The sequence below is a fragment of the Rhodospirillales bacterium genome (genome assembly GCA_023898765.1).
Classification (GTDB): Bacteria; Pseudomonadota; Alphaproteobacteria; order Micavibrionales; family Micavibrionaceae.
Map to the genome: position 1 here is coordinate 89,956 of CP060238.1, position 22,069 is coordinate 112,024.

17 protein-coding genes, 2 tRNA genes, 3 rRNA genes and 1 pseudogene are annotated in these 22,069 nt (G+C 49.1%); 8 read left to right on the forward strand and 15 right to left on the reverse strand.

Annotated elements, in window-relative coordinates; genetic code table 11:
* Positions 1-40 precede the first annotated feature (40 nt).
* From ccoP to H6853_00465, 5 genes are read right to left on the reverse strand one after another with little or no spacing between them, the layout of a single operon-like run.
* Positions 41-913, reverse strand: a complete 873-nt coding sequence (gene ccoP / locus H6853_00445) for a cytochrome-c oxidase, cbb3-type subunit III (GenBank protein USO03795.1) — start codon at positions 911-913, stop codon at positions 41-43.
* The gene (locus H6853_00450) at positions 910-1,065 is read right to left on the reverse strand and encodes a cbb3-type cytochrome c oxidase subunit 3 (GenBank protein USO03796.1); all 156 of its coding nucleotides are present in this window, start codon (positions 1,063-1,065) and stop codon (positions 910-912) included. Before H6853_00450 ends, ccoP begins: the two co-directional genes overlap by 4 nt.
* Entirely contained in the window at positions 1,062-1,796 is a 735-nt protein-coding gene (gene ccoO, locus H6853_00455) for a cytochrome-c oxidase, cbb3-type subunit II (GenBank protein ID USO03797.1), read from the reverse strand. Before ccoO ends, H6853_00450 begins: the two co-directional genes overlap by 4 nt.
* On the reverse strand, positions 1,793-3,259 hold the full coding sequence (ccoN, locus tag H6853_00460) for a cytochrome-c oxidase, cbb3-type subunit I (protein USO03798.1): 1,467 nt from the start codon (positions 3,257-3,259) through the stop codon (positions 1,793-1,795). Before ccoN ends, ccoO begins: the two co-directional genes overlap by 4 nt.
* Positions 3,260-3,286: 27 nt before the next feature.
* Positions 3,287-4,009, reverse strand: coding sequence for a sulfite exporter TauE/SafE family protein (locus H6853_00465; protein USO03799.1), 723 nt, complete (start codon positions 4,007-4,009; stop codon positions 3,287-3,289).
* A 191-nt stretch (positions 4,010-4,200) separates the two neighbouring features.
* Here H6853_00465 and H6853_00470 point away from each other — a divergent pair, with 191 nt between their 5' ends.
* The 4 genes from H6853_00470 to H6853_00485 all read left to right on the forward strand — a co-directional run bounded on the left by H6853_00470 (position 4,201) and on the right by H6853_00485 (position 7,255).
* Positions 4,201-4,935 carry a Crp/Fnr family transcriptional regulator gene (locus tag H6853_00470; GenBank protein USO03800.1) on the forward strand — a complete coding sequence of 245 codons (735 nt, stop codon included), beginning with the start codon at positions 4,201-4,203 and terminating at the stop codon, positions 4,933-4,935.
* Positions 4,936-5,001: 66 nt separating this feature from the next.
* A complete protein-coding gene (locus H6853_00475) occupies positions 5,002-5,667 on the forward strand; it encodes an ABC transporter permease subunit (protein USO03801.1) in 666 nt (221 codons plus the stop codon).
* A 23-nt stretch (positions 5,668-5,690) separates the two neighbouring features.
* Positions 5,691-6,533, forward strand: a complete 843-nt coding sequence (locus H6853_00480) for a transporter substrate-binding domain-containing protein (protein ID USO03802.1) — start codon at positions 5,691-5,693, stop codon at positions 6,531-6,533.
* Positions 6,533-7,255 (forward strand): amino acid ABC transporter ATP-binding protein, encoded by a 723-nt coding sequence (locus H6853_00485; GenBank protein USO03803.1) that lies wholly within the window; start codon positions 6,533-6,535, stop codon positions 7,253-7,255. The genes H6853_00480 and H6853_00485 overlap by 1 nt, the downstream gene beginning before the upstream one ends.
* A 3-nt stretch (positions 7,256-7,258) precedes the next feature.
* Here the strand turns inward: H6853_00485 and H6853_00490 are convergent, their stop codons facing one another.
* Together H6853_00490 and H6853_00495 are read right to left on the reverse strand one after the other, a co-directional pair.
* The gene (locus H6853_00490; GenBank protein ID USO04551.1) at positions 7,259-7,450 is read right to left on the reverse strand and encodes a hypothetical protein; all 192 of its coding nucleotides are present in this window, start codon (positions 7,448-7,450) and stop codon (positions 7,259-7,261) included.
* Positions 7,451-7,571: 121 nt separating this feature from the next.
* Positions 7,572-9,029: a beta-lactamase family protein gene (locus tag H6853_00495; protein ID USO03804.1), complete on the reverse strand. Its 1,458-nt coding sequence runs from the start codon at positions 9,027-9,029 to the stop codon at positions 7,572-7,574.
* An 89-nt stretch (positions 9,030-9,118) separates the two neighbouring features.
* Between H6853_00495 and gmd the strand changes: the two genes are divergently transcribed.
* The 4 genes from gmd to H6853_00515 all read left to right on the forward strand — a co-directional run bounded on the left by gmd (position 9,119) and on the right by H6853_00515 (position 14,273).
* A complete protein-coding gene (gmd, locus tag H6853_00500; GenBank protein ID USO03805.1) occupies positions 9,119-10,213 on the forward strand; it encodes a GDP-mannose 4,6-dehydratase in 1,095 nt (364 codons plus the stop codon).
* Positions 10,214-10,238: 25 nt separating this feature from the next.
* Positions 10,239-11,249, forward strand: coding sequence for a GDP-L-fucose synthase (locus H6853_00505; protein USO03806.1), 1,011 nt, complete (start codon positions 10,239-10,241; stop codon positions 11,247-11,249).
* Positions 11,250-11,402: 153 nt separating this feature from the next.
* Positions 11,403-12,848: an undecaprenyl-phosphate glucose phosphotransferase gene (locus tag H6853_00510; GenBank protein USO03807.1), complete on the forward strand. Its 1,446-nt coding sequence runs from the start codon at positions 11,403-11,405 to the stop codon at positions 12,846-12,848.
* Positions 12,849-13,268: 420 nt separating this feature from the next.
* Positions 13,269-14,273, forward strand: a complete 1,005-nt coding sequence (locus H6853_00515) for a hypothetical protein (protein ID USO03808.1) — start codon at positions 13,269-13,271, stop codon at positions 14,271-14,273.
* A 410-nt stretch (positions 14,274-14,683) separates the two neighbouring features.
* Here H6853_00515 and H6853_00520 read toward each other — a convergent pair.
* From H6853_00520 to H6853_00555, 8 genes and pseudogenes are all read right to left on the reverse strand, one after another.
* Positions 14,684-14,935, reverse strand: a pseudogene (locus H6853_00520) (transposase).
* Positions 14,936-14,948: 13 nt separating this feature from the next.
* Positions 14,949-15,593: a hypothetical protein gene (locus H6853_00525; protein USO03809.1), complete on the reverse strand. Its 645-nt coding sequence runs from the start codon at positions 15,591-15,593 to the stop codon at positions 14,949-14,951.
* 91 nt (positions 15,594-15,684) lie between these two features.
* Positions 15,685-15,799 (reverse strand): 5S ribosomal RNA (gene rrf / locus H6853_00530).
* 252 nt (positions 15,800-16,051) lie between these two features.
* Positions 16,052-18,802 (reverse strand): 23S ribosomal RNA (locus H6853_00535).
* 277 nt (positions 18,803-19,079) lie between these two features.
* A tRNA-Ala gene (locus H6853_00540) sits at positions 19,080-19,155 on the reverse strand.
* A 6-nt stretch (positions 19,156-19,161) separates the two neighbouring features.
* Positions 19,162-19,238: transfer RNA gene (locus H6853_00545), tRNA-Ile, on the reverse strand.
* 202 nt (positions 19,239-19,440) lie between these two features.
* Positions 19,441-20,931: ribosomal RNA gene (locus H6853_00550) — 16S ribosomal RNA — on the reverse strand.
* Together the 16S, 23S and 5S rRNA genes with 2 tRNA genes alongside form the textbook arrangement of a ribosomal RNA operon.
* Before the next feature lie 672 nt (positions 20,932-21,603).
* Entirely contained in the window at positions 21,604-22,029 is a 426-nt protein-coding gene (locus H6853_00555) for a DUF1489 domain-containing protein (GenBank protein USO03810.1), read from the reverse strand.
* Positions 22,030-22,069 lie beyond the last annotated feature (40 nt).

The window sequence follows — 22,069 nt, forward strand, 5'->3', positions numbered from 1 at the left end:
AATGGAAACAAAGCGAGGCTGAATAAACAGCCAAAAGCATTTATTCCCCGCCGCCAAGCTCATGAACATAAATTGTCAATTGACGGATGGTGTTTTCATCCAGACGTCCGGCCCAGGTCGGCATGACGCCTCTTCGCGCATAGAAAACGGTTTCATAAACATCTTCACGCTCTCCGCCATAGAGCCAGATAGAATCCGTTAGATTCGGCGCCCCGAAATCACGTCCGCCTTTTGCATCTTCGCCATGACAAGCCGCACAGTTATCCGCAAAAATCTCTTTCCCCTGAGCATAAGATTCCGCTTTCTCACCGCCAGAGAGAGAAAGAACATAATCAACAACGGCCGAAATTTCATCCTTCTCCAGCAACTCGTCCGCCCCGAAAGCCGACATTTGAGACTGACGCGCCTCATCATGCCCGCTGCGAATACCGTAAGTGATCGTCTGCTGAATATCCTCAAGAGCCCCCCCCCAAAGCCAATCATCGTCATTCAGATTTGGAAAGCCTTTTCCTCCAACGCCGCCGCTTCCATGACATGTCGCACAGTTGTCCTTAAAAGCCGCGTTTCCCCCTGCAACCGCAAAAGCATAGAGCTCCGGATCCGCCATAATTTCTTTTAAAGAAGCCCCTTCAAAACGCTCCAAATAAACATCCTGACGCGCGGAAAGCTTGTCCTGCGCCGCCACAAGCTGGTTATGACTGGTCCAGCCTAAAATACCTTTTGTGTTCCCGGCAAGTGTCGGCCATGTCGGATAAAATACCCAATAGCCAACAGCCCAAACCGTGCAGGCAATCCATACCCATATCCACCAACGCGGCGAGGGATTGTTGAGTTCTTTTAAACCATCCCACTCATGCCCCGTTGTTTCAACACCGGAAACATCATCAATTTCTTTTTTCTTTTCGTCACTCATTCGTCATCATCCTCTTTTAAGGGAATTTGTGCCGTCTTCGCATAATGCTTACTGGAACCTGGCCGAAATACCCACAGAACCGTCAGTGTAAAAAAACCAACAAAAAATAAAAGGCCTATGATCCCTGCATGATGTGCTATCCAGTCCATCATTCTTCAACAGCCTCCGCAGCGGAAAAGTCCACCATTGTTCCCAAAACCTGCAGGTAAGCAATCAACGCATCCATATCCGAAACCAGATTTTCCTGCCCGTCAAAGTCACGCGCAGCCACATCCTCACCATAACGCTCTGCAAAACCGTCATAGTTGTCACTGTCCTCACCATAAGCTTGTGCCACCGCATCTTTATAGGCGTTGGCAATCATCTCATCCGTGTAAGGCACACCGACCATTTTCAAAACTTTCATATTTCTATCGATTTTTTCAATGTCCGCCGCCTGTTTGGACAAGAAGCTGTAGGATGGCATGATCGATTCAGGCACGACATCCCGTGGCTCTGTCAAGTGCGCAACGTGCCAGGCATCGGAAAATTTTCCCCCCACCCGTGCCAAATCCGGCCCCGTCCGCTTTGATCCCCACTGAAACGGATGGTCGTACATGCTTTCTGCTGCCAAGGAATAATGACCGTAACGGGTCACCTCGTCCCTGAGAGAGCGAATTTGTTGCGAATGGCAAAGATAACAGCCCTCACGAATATAAATGGCCTGCCCCGCCAGTTCCAGAGGCGTGTAAGGGCGCACACCCTCTACAGGCTCAATCACCGTTTCCGTCCGGAAGAGAGGGACAATCTCGACAAGCCCTCCCACCAGAACAACCAGAATAATGCCGATCAGCATCGCAACCGAATTACGTTCCAGTTTTTCGTGTTTATTTAGAAAGCTCATGCGCGTGCTCCTTGCGGCTCTATCTTGGCCAGATATTCGGCCTCTTCATCCATGTTCACATCTCCCCTGATGGTCTTCCAGACATTGTAGACCATGATCAAAGCCCCGCCGAGATAGAAAACGCCGCCCAACGCCCTGATGACATAAAAGGGATGCATCGCCATAACGGTCTCGACAAAGGAATACTCAAGGAAGCCCATATCGTCATAAGAGCGCCACATGAGCCCCTGCATAATTCCCGAAACCCACATCGCGCAGATGTAAAGGACAATCCCCATCGTGGCGACCCACAGATGTAAATTGACCAGCTTCAAGGAATACATTTCCCTGCGCCCCCAAAGCTTGGGCACCAGATAATAAAGCGCCCCGAACGTAATAAAACCAACCCAGCCGAGCGCGCCGGAATGGACATGACCGATTGTCCAGTCCGTATAGTGGGACAAGGCATTGACCTCCTTAATTGACATGAGCGGCCCCTCAAAGGTACTCATCCCGTAGAAAGCCACCCCGATAATCATAAAGCGAATGACAGGATCCTCACGCAATTTGTGCCACGCGCCAGACAGGGTCATCATACCGTTAATCATCCCGCCCCAACTCGGCATCCACAGGATAATCGAAAAGGTCATTCCCAACGTCTGCGCCCAGTCCGGCAGCGCCGTGTAATGCAGGTGATGCGGCCCAGCCCAGATGTAAATGAAGATCAGGGACCAAAAGTGAAGAATGGACAAACGGTAAGAATAAACAGGCCGCTCCGCCCTCTTGGGAATGAAGTAATACATCATCCCCAAAAAGCCGGCGGTCAGGAAAAAGCCAACCGCATTGTGACCATACCACCACTGAATCATAGCGCTTTGGACCCCGCCAGCCACTTCATAGCTCTTCGCATCCAGTAGGCCAATTGGAATCTGGATGTTATTGCCCAGATGAAGAACGGCCACGGTGATAATAAAGGCCAGATAGAACCAGTTGGCCACATAGATATGCGGTTCCTTACGTTTAATCAGAGTTCCCATGAAGACTAAAAGATATGCGACCCAAACAACGGTCAGCCACAAATCGGCATACCATTCAGGCTCGGCATATTCTTTTCCCTGCGTAACACCCAGCACGTAGCCCAGCGCCGCAATCACGATGAAGAAGTTGTAGCCCCAGAAGGTAAAAGCGGGCAGCCACCCCCCCCACAGCCGCGCATGGCAAGTCCGCTGGACCACGTAATAGCTGGTCGCAAAAAGCGCGTTCCCGCCAAACGCAAAAATCACACCGGAGGTATGGACAGGACGTAAGCGCCCAAAATTAAGCCACGGCTCGACATTCAGATCCGGAAAAGCCAGTTGCAGAGCGATAATCAGCCCCACCAAAAACCCGACCACACCCCAAAAAATCGTCGCCAACGTGAAAAGCTTCACGATGTCCATATCATAATCTGGCTTTTCTCTCATGCTTGCATCCATAGAATTCATCCCGTCTTCCCTTTACAAAAATCGTCACTACAAAATCATGCTTCCGGCCATCACAAACAAAACCAGACCGCTTACCATCATCATTGCCCTCGCAAGGGGAGCCATAACACCGGGCCATCGCGCCGCTATTGTACGCCCAACACCCCCAATAATCCAGAGGGGAAACATTGTTCCCACAGAAAAAGATGCCATCGCCAACGCCGCGTTATACGGCCCCGCCGCCGTCCCCGCCGCCATCAAAGCCGCCACCAACAATCCGCAGGGCAAAAAACCCATCAGCCCCCCAAGTATATACCGGTGGAGAATCGAAATTTTTTGGGTGAAAGGCCGCGCCAGTTTTTCAATCAGGCCGCGCGGGACAGGCAAACGAATTTTTACCAGCCACGGAAACATATCCTGCAACGCAGGAAAAACGCTCATCAGGAAAAGACTGCCCGCCGCCATCAAAAGCAAGGAAGATAAAAGCGCTTTCGCCGGACCGTAAAGAAACGCTGCATTCAAAACCGTGCTCAGCAGAACTGCGAGCATTATATAGGTCGTCATCCTGCCTAAATGATAGGGCAACAACATCCCTGCACGCATTTTCCGCCAGAAACCGCCGGATTCGTTCCCCAAAGCGCCCGTTTGAGCCAAGACAAAGGGGCCGCACATGCCACTGCAATGCGTCAAACCGCCGACCAACCCCGCTATAAAGAGGCTCAAAACCAGACCGTTTTGGGTCGTAATCGCCTCTAGACACTGCCCCAGCATAGAATATCTTTCGTTTGGGAAACTCAAATTCCGCGCTTATACTATAGTGCCTCAAAAAACCATCCTTGACCAATGTCAAAATTCTGTGGGAAATAGTTTTTCGAAGCAAAAAACAGATGCCGCTGCAACTATGGACTGACTAGGATAAAACCATGGAACATGCCGATATAAAATTCACTGAAACGGAGACCATGAAAGACATTCTCTGCCATCACCCTTTCGTTACGGATTTTCGGCGGGATATTCTGGGCCGCTTTGCCGATGAGGTAAAGACCGTAAATATCCCGAAAGGCAAAACACTCTTTCTTCAGGAAGATCAGGCCGAATGGTTCTATTACATAAAAAACGGATGGGTTAAACTCTTCCGTGAAACGCAGGATGGAAACGATGTCGTCCTGAACGTTGTTTCAGAAGGTTATATTTTTGGAGAAACGGCCCTTTTTGAACAAAACACCTACCCTTTCAGTGCCGAAATTGTCGAAGATGCAACTCTTCTGGCTTTTCCCCTTTTATCGCTGGAAAAGGAAATCGGTCAGGACAAAATGCTGGTACTGGAAATGCTGGACTATATAGGCCGGCAAAACGTCCTCAAAGATCTGGAGATAGAACACAGGACAATACAAAACGCTTCGCAGCGAATTGGGTGCTTTCTCCTCCGGCTTATCAAGGAAAACGCAGACGGGCCTGTTACACTCCGTCTGCCTTATGACAAGACACTGATTGCCGCCCGCCTAGGCATGCAGCCGGAAACTTTCTCCCGGGCGCTTACAACTCTACAGAAAAAAGTTAAGATGCGGGTCAAAGGCTCTGCCGTCACGATTGAAAACGTGGAACAGCTTGCAGGCTTTTCCTGCGGTGCCTGTTCGGGACTTTTCCCCTGCTCCGATCTTCGCCCGGAATGCGTCAGACGCCAAAAAACGCTCTAGTTTGAGCCTCTTTTAGATGCTAAGACATTCAGGCAGTCTACCTCAAAGACCAGAGAGACCGAACGCATGTCCGTATGGAGCATCCTTGTTAACTACTATCCCGCTTTTTTGAACGGGCTTGGCGTTACGTTGCAGCTCTCCGCGATTATCTGGGGCTGCGGCCTTGTGCTCGGCAGCGCGCTGGGGCTTGCCGGCGTGAGGTTTCCATGGACCGTAGGGACGCCCAGCCGCCTGTTTTCCTTTATGCTCTCCGGCGTGCCCATCCTGGTGTTTTTGTTCTGGCTGCACTATCCGGCGCAGGCCATGTTTAACGTTGTTATAAACCCCTTTATAACGGCGGCTTTCACCCTCTCAGTCGTCAATATTTTCGGCGTCGCCGACACGGTGCGCGGCGCGCTGAACGATTTTCCAAAGCAATATCTGACGGCCGCAAAAGTCACGGGCCTGACCAGAAAGCAAACCATCTTCAAAATCCAGCTTCCCCTTATTTTGCGCCAGATTTTGCCCACGCTTCTTTTTTTGCAGGTGGCCATGCTGCACACAACGCTTTTCGCCTCCCTGATTTCCGTGGAAGAAATTTTTCGCGTGGCGCAGCGCATCAACGCCCAGATTTACCGCCCCGTGGAAATTTATACCGCGCTGGGGATTTTCTTTCTGGCCGTATCGCTGCCGGTCAATGGTTTTGCGCTGTGGCTGAAAGCCCGCTTTACAAGGGACATTTCCGAAACATAAACATAAACGCGAGGAAAACAAAAATGAAACAGCTGATTTTACTTCTGGCGCTGGGGTTGAGCCTGATGGCCGCCCCCGCTTTCGCGGAAGACGGCACAGAATCCGCCTATGAACGCGTGATGCGCACGCAGACCATCAGATGCGGGTATGTGGTCTATCCGCCTGCCGTCATTCAGGACCCCAACACGGGCGCCTTATCGGGAATCATCTATGACGTGATGCAAGAGGCCGGAAATCTTTTAGGTCTTGAAATCGAATGGGCGGAAGAAGTAGGCTGGGCCAACACCGTGGAAACAATCAGAACCGGGCGCACAGACGCCATTTGTGTCGGATTCTGGCAAAACCCGGCGGAAGGAAAATATCTCGGATTCACAACCCCGCTCTGGTACTCCGCCGTGAACGCATTTGTCCGCGCCGACGACAATCGTTTCGATGGTGACATTGCGCTGATAAATTCCGAAGACGTCACCATTTCCGCGGGAGATGGCGAAATGGCCGCCATTATTGCAAAACAGGATTTCCCGAAGGCAAAAATTTTATCCAAACCCAATATGACGAGCGTGATGGAACAGCTTATGGATGTCAAAACGGGCAAAGCCGATCTCACTTTCGTAGAAAACTACCTGGGCAACCAGTTTATGGACGCGCATCCGCAGACACTGAAAAATATTACAAAAGCCAGACCCCTTCGGGTCTTTGGGAACACCATCGCCCTGCCGCAAGAGGATGTCCGTCTTCAGTCCATGCTGAATTCGGCCCTTGTCCAGATCCTCAATAGCGGCCAAATGGAAAAAATCCTTCATAAATACGAGAAATATCCGGGAAGCCTGTACCCTGTTCTCCAACCCTACAAGGTGCCGGAATAATGCTCTCGGGTCAGGATATCTATAAATCCTTTGCCGGCAACCACGTTCTCAAAGGCGTGGATATTAAAATCGCGCCGGGAGAAATCACCTGCCTGATCGGCCCGTCCGGCGGCGGAAAGACAACCCTTTTGCGAGCCATGGCGCTTCTGGATTATCCCGATCAGGGCCGCATCCGTTTTGATGACCGGCAATATGACTTTCCCCTCAAGGAAGAAAATATCGCGCCGCCCTGGCCGCAAATCACGGCCGTGTTCCAGTCCCTGTTTCTATGGCCCCATCTGACGTTGCGGGAAAACATCATGCTGCCGGCCCGTCAAAGAAATGCGAAGGCGCAGGAAGACCTCAAAGGCCTCATCGCGCTTTTCGAGATGGAATCTTTTATCGATAATTTTCCAAACGAAGCCTCTGTCGGGCAAAGACAAAGGGCCGCGCTCGCGCGCGCGCTGATTTTAAACCCCGAATATATCCTGATGGATGAAATCACCTCGGCGCTGGATGTCGAGCAAACAGCCAAAATCCTGACAAAACTGGCGCATCTGAAACAGCGCGGGATCGGCATCCTGCTGATTACCCACCAGCTCGGCTTTACCCGAAGCGCCGCCGATCAAATCATCTTTCTGGAGTCCGGCAAAGTCGCCGAACAAGGCGGCCCGGAGATTCTCTCAAACCCGAAAACGCAGCGCCTGAGACAGTTCCTCTCTCTGGCCGAACTGGCCGCCTAAGGCTTAATAAGCTTTTGTAACACCGTTCGAAATGGCTTTTTCCGCGTTGTCTTTCGACATCATCGCGCAAATCGTCGTGCCGCACGCAGGGCAAGCCCCCTTCGCCATAAAACCGCCTTTCTTTGTCTGGTGGATAGCGGGCGCATTCATCTGGACATCTTTTTTCTTACATTTCACGCAGTAACCTGTGACCATTTTCAATTCCTCCCCTTTCAGCCTATACCTTCCCATTTTACACATGATTTCCTTTTATGCCAAACGCCTCCCCCGCAAGATAAATCCGAAATCCGGGCAAAAAATTACCAACACATTGATTTTAATTATATTTTTTCTTTACCTTTTCTATATAGTCCAGATAATCCTGCTTCGCATATTTGGGGAATCCTCCATATTTCACCCTTTTCACGTCCTTCCCCTCCATGACGAATTCAACCGCTTCCCCATAACTGCCATACCCCGTTTCTTTTGTGATTTTGAAGATGTTGCCCTTCTGGTGTGTCAGTTCGCTGCAATTTTTAAAAGGCTCCGCCTCTGTTGGAACGGAAACGTATATTTTCTTCCCCAGCGGGACAAAACGAAACGTTTCCCAGATATCGTAAAATTGCCCGGCGTATTTTTTATAAGGGGAAGGCTCTTCATAATGCGCTTTAAAAAAATCTATAATGTGCCAGATCCCTTTTTGAAGGATGTCTGGCTTCCCCGCCTGTGAGTTTGTTAAAACAGAAACCACTACATCGTCCTGACCATCAAAGAGCGTCTGGGTCATATTGCCCGGCATGCCGCCATAATGCCCCTTCAGCGCCCGCCCGTCTTGCTCGTCGCAAAGAAATCCCAGCGCATAGCCGCGTTTTGTGTCCTCATCCGGCATGTCCCATTTCCGGCTCAGCATCTTGCGTTTTAGATCATCCGGCAAAAGCAGGCCGGACCCCGGAATCACGGCGCTGTAAAAGCGGCAAAGGCTTTCCGCATCAGAATAAAAACCCGTTGCCCCGACAAGTTCTCCCGTATTCGAAGAGACGCCCATGGGCGCCTGTTTTCCATCAGGCAGCAAGGGCGTATAACCGGTAACGTAAGGCCCGCTTTCAGGATCATATTCCGCGCCAATTCTTTTCAGGCCCAAAGGTTTCAGAATCTGTTCGCGCATATAATCCGCATAACTTAAGCCGGACACCTCCTCGACAATCCAGCCGAGCAACCCGTAAGCATAGTTCGAGTATTTAAAGCGGACATCGCTTTCAATTACCAATGGCTCGGTTTTAAAAAAGGAAACCATTTCCCCTTTTGTAGGATAACGCTTTTCCAATCCCCAGAAAGAAGGATCCTCCCCATTCCCGCAAATGCCGGAGCCGTGACAAAGCATCTGCTCAATTGTAACGTCCTGCAAACGTTTGTCGGGATTCTCTTTTAAAAAAGGAAGATACCGGGCTGCCGGTTCATAGATGGAAAGCTTTCCCGCCGCCATAAGCTGCATAATAGCAATCGCCGTAAAGGTTTTGGAATGGGACGCCACCCTGAAAAGATGCGCCGGCGTCATCTTTTCCTGCGTTTCAAGATAGGCGTAACCGAACGCCTGTTTGTAAAGAATTTCACCTTTATGCGATATGGCAACCGAATAGCCGGGCGTTTGCCGGTCCTGCAGCTTCTGGCATTCCAGCCAATGGTCAATGTAATCCATCGCTTCCGATAAAAATTCTTCAGCCATACCTGTCACCCACTCCTTCAGCCGTTTTGAGAGCCGCGCCATATCCCTTGACGATCCGGCCGCATTAAACATATCCTTTTACCTGCATAACACTCAACACCCACATCCTTTCAAAAACACACAGACAACGCCAGTGAAAACCAGAAGTCAGGGAATTAAAAATGTCTAAAGTCGCACTGATTACGGGCGTTACGGGTCAGGACGGCGCTTACCTGTCGGAGTTTTTATTAAACAAGGGATATGTGGTTCACGGCATTAAACGACGAAGCTCTTTGATAAATACAGGCCGTATTGACCATCTTTATCAGGACCCTCACGTGGACAATCGTAATTTCATTCTTCACTACGGCGATATGACAGACAGCATGAGCCTTACGCGTATTATCCAGAGTGTTCAACCGGACGAAATTTACAACCTTGCCGCAATGAGCCACGTTCATGTCTCTTTCGACCTTCCGGAATACACCGCCGATGTCAACGGCATAGGAACGTTGCGCATTCTGGAGGCTGTCCGTTTTCTGGGCCTGAGCGAAAAAACCCGCATCTATCAGGCATCCACATCGGAGCTCTACGGCACCGCGCAGGAAATTCCGCAAACTGAAAAGACACCATTTTATCCTCTCAGCCCTTACGCCGCCGCCAAAATGTACGCTTACTGGATTACCGTAAATTACCGTGAAGCGTACCGGCTTTTTGCCTGCAACGGCATTTTGTTCAATCATGAATCGCCTGTTCGGGGAGAAACGTTTGTCACGCGCAAAATTACGCAGGCCGTTTCAAACATTGCGCTAGGACGCCAGGAAAAACTTTATCTGGGGAATCTGGATGCCCGGCGGGATTGGGGACATGCCAGGGATTACGTGCGAATGATGTGGATGATCCTTCAGGCAGACGAACCGGAAGACTGGGTCATCGCAACAGGCACAACGACTTCCGTACGGGATTTTGTGCGCATGGCCTTCGCCTATATCGGTGTGGAACTCGATTTTATCGGGAAAGGCGTTGACGAAAAAGCGCTTGTCGCCTCCAGCGCCAATCCGGAATACCAACTCAAAACCGGTCAGGAAGTTCTTTCCGTAGACCCCAACTATTTTCGCCCCACGGAAGCGGACGTCCTTGTCGGAGACGCCACAAAAGCGCACGAGAGACTGGGCTGGAAGCCTGTTTGCGACCTGAAATCACTGGTCGATGACATGATGAAACACGATTTGGCGCAAATGAACAAAGAAAAATTTTTGGCTGCGAACGGTTACTAGAGTTTATAACTTTGGTCCAAAAGAAATGAAACAAAACAGTAAAATTTATGTAGCCGGACATCAGGGGCTTGTCGGACGGGCGATCGTTCAAAACCTTCAGGACAAAGGATACACAAACCTTGTAACGCGCACCCACTGTGATCTGGATTTAACAGACACAAAGGCCGTCACATCTTTTTTCAAAGAAGAAAAGCCGGAATGCGTTATTTTAGCCGCGGCCAAAGTTGGCGGCATTGTTGCGAACGACACATATCCGGCAGATTTTATCTATGAAAACCTGATGATTCAAAACAATGTCATTCATCAATCGTATAAACACGGCGTTCAAAAATTGTTGTTTTTGGGAAGCTCCTGCATTTACCCGAAAGACGCGCCGCAGCCTATGCCGGAAGAGTGCCTTCTGACCGGGCCTTTGGAAAAGACAAACGAACCTTACGCCCTGGCAAAAATCGCAGGCATAAAAATGTGCGAAAGCTACAACCGCCAATACGGCACAGATTTTATGGCCGTCATGCCCACCAATTTATACGGGCCTTATGATAATTTTGACCTGGAAACAGCCCATGTCCTGCCTGCGATTATGCGAAAAATTTATCTGGCGAAACTCCTGAGCGAACAGAAATATGACGCGGTCGTTCAAAATTTAAACCTCAAAACGATTGAGGAAGCCAGAGCATACCTGTCTCGATTCGGAGTGGATGAGAACAAGGTGGAAATCTGGGGAACGGGCAGGCCATTGCGGGAATTTTTGTGGTCCGAGGATATGGCCGACGCCTGCATTTTCCTGATAGAAACCGGCCATCCTTTTCACACACCAATTAATATTGGGACCGGCGAGGAAATCAGCATCAAGGATCTGGCGGAAATGATTAAAAAAACCGTCGGTTTTGAAGGCGCGCTGTTTTTTAACGCTGAAAAACCGGATGGAACCATGCGCAAACTGACGGATATCTCCAAATTGCGCGCGCTCGGCTGGAAACACACTGTCGCGCTGGAAGAGGGCATTCAAAAGCTGTTTGACGCGTACGCCCGGTAGAACGCTACGCGCATCCCTGATTTTTTTATGGATAAAACCCTCAATCTTCCTTATAAAACAGCCTTAAGATATGGAACATATGCTTCATAAAAATTAATGTGTAAATACAATAGGTTGATATAAACCTATTGAAAACGGCAGGTGTAGAGTACGATGAAAAATTACTGGATAAGGGATGGCATTGAAGAAAATATTTTCGATGTTATCCGTCTTGTCGATGTGCTGGTTTTATTAATCACGGCACATATCGCTTATTTTTTGCGTCTAAATTCTTTTGTCCTTCCGGGAAATTACCTTGGTTTTATCCTTACCGACACCGTTTTTTTTCTGATTGTGGGGCATTTATCCGGCCTCTATAAACTTCGCTGTTTGCACGGCCTGTTCAAACAAGTCAGCCTGCTGCTTTTGGCAAACATCCTGCCTGTCATCTTTTGCCTTTCTATAACATTCCTCCTGAAATCATCCGCTGACTTTTCCAGACTCTGGCTGGCCTACTGGCTGTTTTTAAGTTTCAGCTTTTTATGTGTGGAACGCTACGCCTTCAGCATATGGTTCCGCCAAAAACTGAAGCAAAGACGTTTTGTCCGCAAGGCTATCCTGGTTGGAGACACAGCCAAAACAAAAAAGTTAATGGGCCTTATCAACGATTCGAAACAAACAAAGATAGAAGCTCTCGCGATTTATCTTCCGAATGATGATGGTCATGACAGCGAGAGATTCGGTCTGCCCGTCATTCGGGACATAAACAGTCTCATAGAGCTATCTTATAAAGAAAAAGTGGATGACGTTATTATCGCATGTGAAATGGAGTCCGAAGAAGGTATGAACCAGATGTTGTCGGATTTACGGGCCCTGCCGTGCCACGTCCATTACTGTCTGCCCACCGTTTTATTCGGAAGGGAATCGCCGGACCGCCTCTGGGAAGCCCCGCTGGTCTCCATTTACCGCCGGCCTCTCGGTAACCGGCAGGTTTACATGAAACGCCTGTCCGATATCGTTATTTCCTTTCTTTTACTCCTTTGTTTTTCCCCGGCTCTCCTGATAAGCGCCCTCCTGTTAAAAATGAATAAGGCGGAAAGCGTCCTGTTCAAGCAAAGCCGGAATGGTTTTATGGGAGAAGTTTTCAATATCTATAAATTTCGTACGATGACCGTCACGGATTCCGGGGAGGGTGAAGTCAAACAAGCCCAGAAACAGGACCCGCGCATTACCAAAACAGGAGCGATCCTGCGAAAAACAAGCATGGACGAATTGCCGCAGTTGTTTAACGTCCTGCGGGGGGAAATGTCGATTGTAGGGCCTCGCCCCCACGCGGTCAGCCATAACGCCTATTACAACGATCTTGTCGACAGCTATGCCGCGCGCAATCGCGTGAAACCCGGGATAACAGGATGGGCACAAATTCACGGCTGCCGCGGAGAAACGGACACACTGGATAAAATGAAAAAACGTGTGGCCTACGACCTTTACTATATTGAGAACTGGTCCCTGTTCATGGATTTAAAGATCATCCTGCTCACCCCGTTCGCCCTGTTTCATAAGAATGCTTATTGGGCGCCAATAACGGATTTGGCGCCTGTAAAAAAGAGCGACGCATAAAGAACCTGATCTTCCAGACCTGTCAGGAAATCGAACATGGTTTCAGGTTAAATCACTGTGAATGGGTTTGAAAGAGGTTTAAAGAACTCTTGGCTTTTACAAAGGTCAAAGCGAAAATCTGATTCGGAAAGAGATGGAAGGCTTTTCACTAGCCCCCCAGCAAAAGGCTATTAACTAATTCATGAACTTTTTTATGAACTTTTTCACTATAGGCCTTAGAATTTCTTTCTAACAAAATTTCTGGCAATTTATTTTTGTCAAATTCAATATTAAGCACATTTTCTGTATCTATATCCGAATTCTTGGCGTAATGGAAAAAATGTGATGCTGATTTCGGACGATTTCTTTTTTAGGCCAATGGGTTAATGGTGTTGTCTAAAAAAGGATTATAGAGATGTCTAAAAAGCTGCCCGCGGTGTCATGGTTTTCAGGCAGGCGATTTTCTTGTTGGTATCATCCAAAATGGCGCGCAATTCATCCGGGCCGCCGGGAATTGAGCCGACTTCGAGCATTTCGGATGTGGGCTCGTTGCGGACGAATTCGTCGCAACATTGCGCATTGGTGGCGCTTTTGACGATTTTGTTTTGGGCATACTCCCCTGCATTTGCCGAGATGAATAATAATCTCGAAAAACTCGAATATAAAATTCAAAGTATAACCTTGCCCGCCTATACGCATAAAGTCGCTTCTCTGTTTACAACAGCGTTCCATATCCGGGAAGATTTGAATAATTTTTCAACATTGCAGGATAATGACACCGAGAGTCGGTACAGAACGGCTTATTCTCTCAACAAAAGCCTTGATAATTTCTTTGACAGATTAGGGCCTTCTTCTTCTGACCCCAGGGAGTTTCCTGACGCTTTCCATGCTTTGGCAGCAGCTATAATTCCTCATTCCAATTCGCCGGAAGGGTTCGCAAATACAAAAATGCATGAAATGGTTGCGCGCACTTACGGGAGAATGGTCGGCATTGCGTATATGGGGCATTCTTTTGAGCATCTTGCAAAGCCCGGCTTATCGACAGCTATGAAAATGATAGACGAGCATGGTATGACCAATATGGCCGATTATCTGGCCGACGCTGTAATTTGGATACATGATGATCAGAAAAGAGGGGTAATAGGAGCACGCACTATTATCGAAGCCCTTATCAAAAGGCCTGAAATATCCCAAAATTCCGGAGAAAATGAAAAAAATCAGTATGATGAAAGTATGCTCGCACGCAATGAAGCACTCCTAAAAATATGGAAAAGCACAAACCTGGACCCTGATCATGGTGGACATAATATACTGAAGGCCTTCCTTGTTCAAGAAGGGCTGATCCAAGATGATGAAAAGCCAGGCCAAAACATTCCATTACAAAGCCAAAACACTCCATTACAAAGCCAAAACATTCCATTACAAAATGGATGGGGGTTGCCATAGTTCTTTGAACAAATAATAATCCATGTTAATACGAAAGTATGAGCTACTCATGTGATATGCGCACGCACGCTTTGGATATGGTATCGGAAGACATAAAGAAAACGGCGGTGGCTCAAATTCTGGGCGTTGCTGCTATTTTTAATGACTGGCTGGAAAAACGGCTTTGTCCACTGCTGAATGAGAATTGCGTCGTTATCAGGGACTACGAGTACGACAAGCTGCGCGTGTCTCTGAAAAGTTGGGGGATCACTCCAGAAATCCCGCCTCGTGATAATCGCAGAGAAAAACCGTTCTGCGACCAAATTGTCTATCGTTGGTGCAGACGGGTTGAGAATATGTTCCAGAAGAAGATCAAGGAAAGCAGATAGTTGACTCTGCATGTCGATACACTCGACATGACTTTCAAGGGTTTCACTGACCCCCAGACGACGGGCCCGTTCGTACTGGTAAGCGTCGGGAAAAGCCAAAACATCACGGGCCAGCGCCGCCATGTCGATCTTGCTCGCGGGCTTGTTGCGAGTTTTTTGGGATTCGGGGTTTTTAAGCCAACGTGTCACGCTGGCCACGCCCACACAAAACCGGGACGCCACCTCGGCAATTGTAAGACCTTCCTTCTTGCGAACAGATAGGACTTTACGGCAGAAATCGTCCGAAATCAGCATCACATTTTTTCCATTACGCCGAATTCTTTATTTCAGAAAATTCGGGCAAAAAGAGTACGCTATACAAACCCCCATCAATTGGAATTTGCCCACCAGACCAAGTCCTGCCGCCAAAAGGAATTTTATGGACGATCAGATTTCTTAAATTTGTTAAATCTTCTAACCAGTCTTTCCACGCTTGTTCCAAAATTTTGTTATATGTGCTCTTTTGTAAAAAACTGTATTTAGGTTTGTTTTTTTTATCGCAATAATCGCGAATGTTTTTCACATATTTGGCTTCTCGTTTGGTCAAAACTTGAGCTTCAATAGCTGCTTTCATCATTTCTTGGTTCAAGAGTGTAAAGGCAACATCTGATAATCTAACTATAGTTGTTAGAAACGCTTCAAACTCAATAATAGAAACTAGGTAAGACCAATAATGTGCAATTTGGCTGGGTTCTTTAATATCAATGCTTGTTTTCCAGTCTTCTGGGGGTTGGAGCGCCCCTCTCATCCATCCTGCTTCCGAAGGCTCTAGCTTTTGAGCAAAGTCTAAATTACGCTTATGATAATCAACAGCTTCGATTAAATAAACAATACGCAGAAAGTCATTATGTTTATGTGATGGTAATTTGCTAATCACATGAAACAAATACTGGCTTAAAACTGATATTGTCATGGAAGAATTTCATGTAAAAAAATCATAAATAGGTCTGATCCGCCTTCGCTAAAGCTTCGGCGAGATAAAGAATTAAAAACGGGCTTGGAAGACCTGGCAGTGACCTACTCTCCCGCGCCTTAAGACGAAGTACCATCGGAGCGGCGGCTTTTCACGGTCCAGTTCGGAATGGGATGGGGTGTTTCGCTCGCGCTAAAACCACCAGGTCATCCAAACCCGTTTTCAATGTAAGAACGCGAAACCGTTCGCGGCATTCGGTCGAACGCTTTTTTTAAAAGGCGGCGACTGCCGCCCGCCGGAAGTCCGGCGTTCTTAAATCAAAAAAGTAAAAACAAACCAATAAAATCCTTTTTAGACTTCGTAATCATTTCTCTGGATCCCCGCTGTGCAAACGCCTTCGGCGTGCCGCGGGGATGACAGAGAAGTATGCAAACAGACTTAATACTGCGCGCTGATGATTCAAAATCAAGTCGATCGAGCAATTAGTACCGGTTAGCTTCATACATTGCTGTACTTCCACATCCGGCCTATCAACGTGGTGGTCTTCCACGGCTCTGATAGGGAGTCCTGGTATTGAAGGAGGCTTCCCGCTTAGATGCTTTCAGCGGTTATCCTGTCCGCACATAGCTACCCAGCGGTGCTCCTGGCGGAACAACTGGTACACCAGAGGTGCGTCCATCCCGGTCCTCTCGTACTAGGGACAGCTCTTCTCAAGACTCCAACTCCCACGGCAGATAGGGACCGAACTGTCTCACGACGTTCTGAACCCAGCTCGCGTACCTCTTTAAATGGCGAACAGCCATACCCTTGGGACCTGCTCCAGCCCCAGGATGAGATGAGCCGACATCGAGGTGCCAAACAGCGCCGTCGCTGTGGACGCTTGGGCGCTATCAGCCTGTTATCCCTAGAGTACCTTTTATCCGTTGAGCGATGGCCCTTCCATACGGAACCACCGGATCACTATAACCGACTTTCGTCCCTGCTCGACTTGTCAGTCTCACAGTCAGGCGAGCTTATGCTATTGCACTCCACAGACGATTTCCGACCGTCCTGAGCTCACCATCGCGCGCCTCCGTTACTATTTGGGAGGCGACCGCCCCAGTCAAACTACCCACCATACAGGGTCCCGGACCCGGATAACGGGCCACGGTTAGACATCAAACAATTCAAGGGTGGTATCTCACAGGTGCCTCCTCAAGGACTGGCGTCCCTGACTCAAAGGCTCCCACCTATTCTGCACATAAATAATCTAATGCCACTGTAAAGCTGTAGTAAAGGTTCATAGGGTCTTTCCGTCTAACCGCGGGGTCCCCGCATCTTCACGGGGAATTCAATTTCGCTGAGTCTACCTTGGAGACAGTGGGGAAGTCGTTACGCCATTCGTGCAGGTCGGAACTTACCCGACAAGGAATTTCGCTACCTTAGGACCGTTATAGTTACGGCCGCCGTTTACCGGGGCTTCATTTCAGTGCTTGCACACCTCCACTTAACCTTCCGGCACCGGGCAGGCGTCAGACCCTATACGTCATCTTGCGATTTCGCAGAGCCCTGTGTTTTTGATAAACAGTCGCCACCCCCTGGTCTGTGCCACCTCCGTCTGGTTGCCCAAACAGAGGTCACCCTTCTTCCGAAGTTACGGGTGCATTTTGCCGAGTTCCTTCAAGATAGTTCTCTCAAGCGCCTTGGTATGCTCTACCATCCCACCTGTGTCGGTTTCGGGTACGGTCTTAATGAACGAGCTATTTCCTGGATGTGCTTCACCGCATCTCCAATCCAATAAGGAGATACGGTTCACGCCCACCGTCACTACGTTCAGGTCACGGAATATTAACCGTGTTCCCATCGACTACGCATTTCTGCCTCGCCTTAGGAGCCGACTCACCCTGCCCGGATTAGCCTTGGACAGGAACCCTTGGGATTTCGGCGAGAGTGTTTCTCACACTCTTTGTCGCTACTCATGTCAGCATTCTCACTTCCGATACCTCCAGCCACCCTCGCGGGGGACCTTCACAGGCTTACGGAACGCTCCGCTACCAGACAGCTTCCGAAGAAGCTGAATCCTAAGCTTCGGTACATAGTTTGAGCCCCGATACATCTTCGGCGCGGAAGGTCTTATTTAGATCAGTGAGCTATTACGCTTTCTTTAAAGGGTGGCTGCTTCTAAGCCAACCTCCTGATTGTCATGGACCTTCTACTTCCTTTTCCACTTAACTATGATTTGGGGACCTTAGCTGTAGGTCTGGGCTGTTTCCCTTTCGACCACGGGCCTTATCACCCATAGTCTGTCTGCTGTGCATTACTCTTCGGTATTCGGAGTTTGGTAAGGTTTGGTAAGGCTCGCGCCCCCCTAGCCCTTCCAGTGCTCTACCCCCGAAGGTATTCACACAACGCTCTACCTAAATAGATTTCGCGGAGAACCAGCTATCACCCGGTTTGATTGGCCTTTCACCCCTAGTCACAGGTCATCCCCCCATTTTTCAACATAGGTGGGTTCGGTCCTCCAATACGTGTTACCGTATCTTCAACCTGCCCATAACTAGATCACCGGGTTTCGGGTCTAATCCTGCATACTATATCGCCCTATTCAGACTCGCTTTCGCTGCGCCTCCACCTAACGGCTTAAGCTTGCATGCAAGACTAACTCGCTGACCCATTATACAAAAGGTACGATGTCAGGGTACAAGCCCCCTCCATCTGATTGTAGGCATCCGGTTTCAGGTCTGTTTCACTCCCCTTATCGGGGTTCTTTTCACCTTTCCCTCACGGTACTGGTTCGCTATCGGTCGATCAGGAGTACTTAGCCTTGGAGGATGGTCCCCCCATATTCAGACAGAATTACACGTGTTCCGCCTTACTCGAGGACTGAAGTTCTTTCTACCCGTACGGGACTATCACCCACTTTGGTGTATCTTTCCAGATACTTCCGGTTCTTAAACTTCAGCCACTGGGCTGGTCCCCTTTCGCTCGCCGCTACTAGGGGAGTATCGGTTGATTTCCTTTCCTCTTGCTACTGAGATGTTTCACTTCGCAAGGTTTGCCTCGTTCACCTATGTATTCAGTGAACGATAACTCCTAAGAGCTGGGTTTCCCCATTCGGACATCTCCGGATCAACGGTTGTTGACACCTTCCCGGAGCTTTTCGCAGCCTGCCACGTCCTTCATCGCCTCTGATCGCCAAGGCATCCACCAGATGCCCTTAGACACTTGATATTGAATCACGCGCAGAATTAAATCTGCTGCTCCCTGCTCCTCGGCAAAGGACAGGGCATTTAACATGATTACTCAGTCTAAAGTTAGATCATTTTGACACACAAAACGTAGCTTGCACCACATTCCCTGTGTCAATATTGGTTGTCTTTACTCGTTATTTGCCTGCGCTGATTCTGCAGACAAACAACATTCTCAAACCTATTCACGATGTACAAGAACCGAGAAATTTTCATTCCTCATCAAAACACTTACGATCCGAAGCGTTTTGAAAAGAAATGGTGGAGACGAGGAGGATCGAACTCCCGACCTCCTGAATGCAAATCAGGCGCTCTCCCAGCTGAGCTACGTCCCCATTAAATGGTGGGCCTGGGAAGACTTGAACTTCCGACCCCACGCTTATCAAGCGTGTGCTCTAACCAACTGAGCTACAAGCCCTCCTTTAATAAAAAGGCTCAACCAACGGCCAACCCTATTTTGGTTCTTTATGCAGGAAAGAAGAGATGCACAGACAGCAGCACTTTAGTTTAAGAACGTGGCACTTGTCACGGCTTGCAGCCGCAAGCTCTTGTTACCAAGAGGCGGCGACTGCCGCCCGCGAAAAGTTTCGCGTTTTTAAAACTAAACATGCCAAACAACATCCTTAGAAAGGAGGTGATCCAGCCGCAGGTTCCCCTACGGCTACCTTGTTACGACTTCATCCCAGTCGCTGATCCTACCGTGGTCCGCTGCCTCCGAAGTTAGCACACGGCCTTCAGGTAAAACCAACTCCCATGATGTGACGGGCGGTGTGTACAAGACCCGGGAACGTATTCACCGTGGCATGCTGATCCACGATTACTAGCGATTCCAACTTCATGCACTCGAGTTGCAGAGTACAATCCGAACTGAGAGAGCTTTTAGGGATTAGCCCGGCCTCGCGACCTCGCTGCCCACTGTCACTCCCATTGTAGCACGTTTGTAGCCCTACCCGTAAGGGCCATGATGACTTGACGTCGTCCCCGCCTTCCTCCGGCTTATCACCGGCAGTCTCGCATGAGTCCCCAACTAAATGCTGGTAACATACGATAAGGGTTGCGCTCGTTGCGGGACTTAACCCAACATCTCACGACACGAGCTGACGACAGCCATGCAGCACCTGTACACTCTCCGGCCGAACCGAAGGAAAACATCTCTGTAATCCCCGAGAGGTATGTCAAGGGTAGGTAAGGTTCTTCGCGTTGCTTCGAATTAAACAACATGCTCCACCGCTTGTGCGGGTCCCCGTCAATTCCTTTGAGTTTTAATCTTGCGACCGTACTCCCCAGGCGGTGTGCTTAATGCGTTGGCTGCGTCACTGAAGACCTGTGGCCCCCAACAACTAGCACACATCGTTTACGGCGTGGACTACCAGGGTATCTAATCCTGTTTGATCCCCACGCTTTCGTATCTCAGTGTCAGTTCCCGTCCAGCCAGCCGCCTACGCCACTGGTGTTCCTCCGAATATCTGCGAATTTCACCTCTACACTCGGAATTCCGCTGGCCCCTCCGGGACTCTAGTCAAGGAGTTTCGGAAGCAGTTCCAGGGTTAAGCCCTGGGATTTCACTCCCGACTTTCTTGACCACCTACATACGCTTTACGCCCAGTGATTCCGAACAACGCTCGCCCCATTCGTATTACCGCGGCTGCTGGCACGAATTTAGCCGGGGCTTCTTCTATGGTTACCGTCATCATCTTCGCCATTGAAAGAGCTTTACAACCCTAAGGCCTTCTTCACTCACGCGGCATGGCTGCGTCAGGGTTGCCCCCATTGCGCAATATTCCTCACTGCTGCCTCCCGTAGGAGTCTGGTCCGTGTCTCAGTACCAGTGTGGCTGATCATCCTCTCAGACCAGCTACTGATCGTCGTCTTGGTAGGCCGTTACCCCACCAACAAACTAATCAGACGCGGGCTAATTCTTCGGCGATAAATCTTTGGACCGGAGTCATTATGCGGTATTAGCGTCCGTTTCCAGACGTTGTTCCGCACCGAAGTGTATATTCCCACGTGTTCCTCACCCGTGCGCCACTAACCCGAAGGTTCGTTCGACTTGCATGTGTTAGGCCTGCCGCCAGCGTTCGTTCTGAGCCAGGATCAAACTCTCAAGTTTGATCTCAACTCAAATCACTTCATATTTAAGAAATTGAAGTATCCTTGGACACTTCAACCTTCTTAAGAAGGATTTGAGAAGTGCAAGGACCTGCTATGCGTCATGTAACTGTATCCGTCCTCACTTAAAGTGAAAACGAATCGTTACTTACTTTGTAAGTTTTACAAAATACACAGACTAAATAGCAGATCTCAAAATGCCGGCATAAAACCGACTTTTTTAATGTGTTCAACACATCAGGGCCTGACGGCCCAGGCGCTGCTGCCTGTGTATCTCTTCTTTCCTATTCACGATGTTCAAGAACCGTGCGGCCCGCACGCACCTCTTCCCATTAGGAACAAAAGCGTTAGAGCTACTCATATTTGACAATGGTGAGAATATAATCTTCTTAAGACCACTCGTCAACTTTTATGCCGAATCGACAAAAACCCTCAGATTTCAAGCCTTCCGACATAAAAAAGCGCGGGCCAAGCCTGCGCTGTGAGAGGGGTTATATAACGATCACGCGACGGCTGTCAAACACCTTTTTCACCTTTTTTACATTTTTTTTACTTTTAGAGGTTTTCCCAACGAAACGGGGCTCATGAAGCGGTTTTTACAAGCATTGCAACCTTCCGGTTTCCGCGATTGAAACCGCAGAAAAACAACAGAAATAATTGTATTACGTCAATGATTACAAAAGGCCGGATTCCCTTAAATCCGCTTCCATTTCAGGAGGAATATCCTCCGCTTCCTGCCCCCGGATATAAAGTCCACGGTCCGGCGGAACATCCTTTTCCTCCAGATAGCGCCATCCCTGAAAAGGACGGCGGGCAACAGAAACCGTTTGAATAATATCGGGCGACTGCAGGATCATACAGCGCGTTCCCTTATCGGCCGTTTCCACCATTTCAAACCCTAGAATTTTCATCCGGCACTGAATCCGGTTTTTAATAACACGGTAAAGACTCCCCCCGCCGGAAAGAATCTCCTCCGCCCGACGAGCCCTGAACCGTGTCCAGCAGGGCACAGCAAGAACACCATCGTAATCCGTTGCCTCGGCTTCGTGCCGAAGCGCAAAATCGGCAAGTGTCTCGACACCAACCGCCAGTTTAATCATATGAAGAGCCATTTTCCTGAAATAGCGTGTCCAAAAAAGC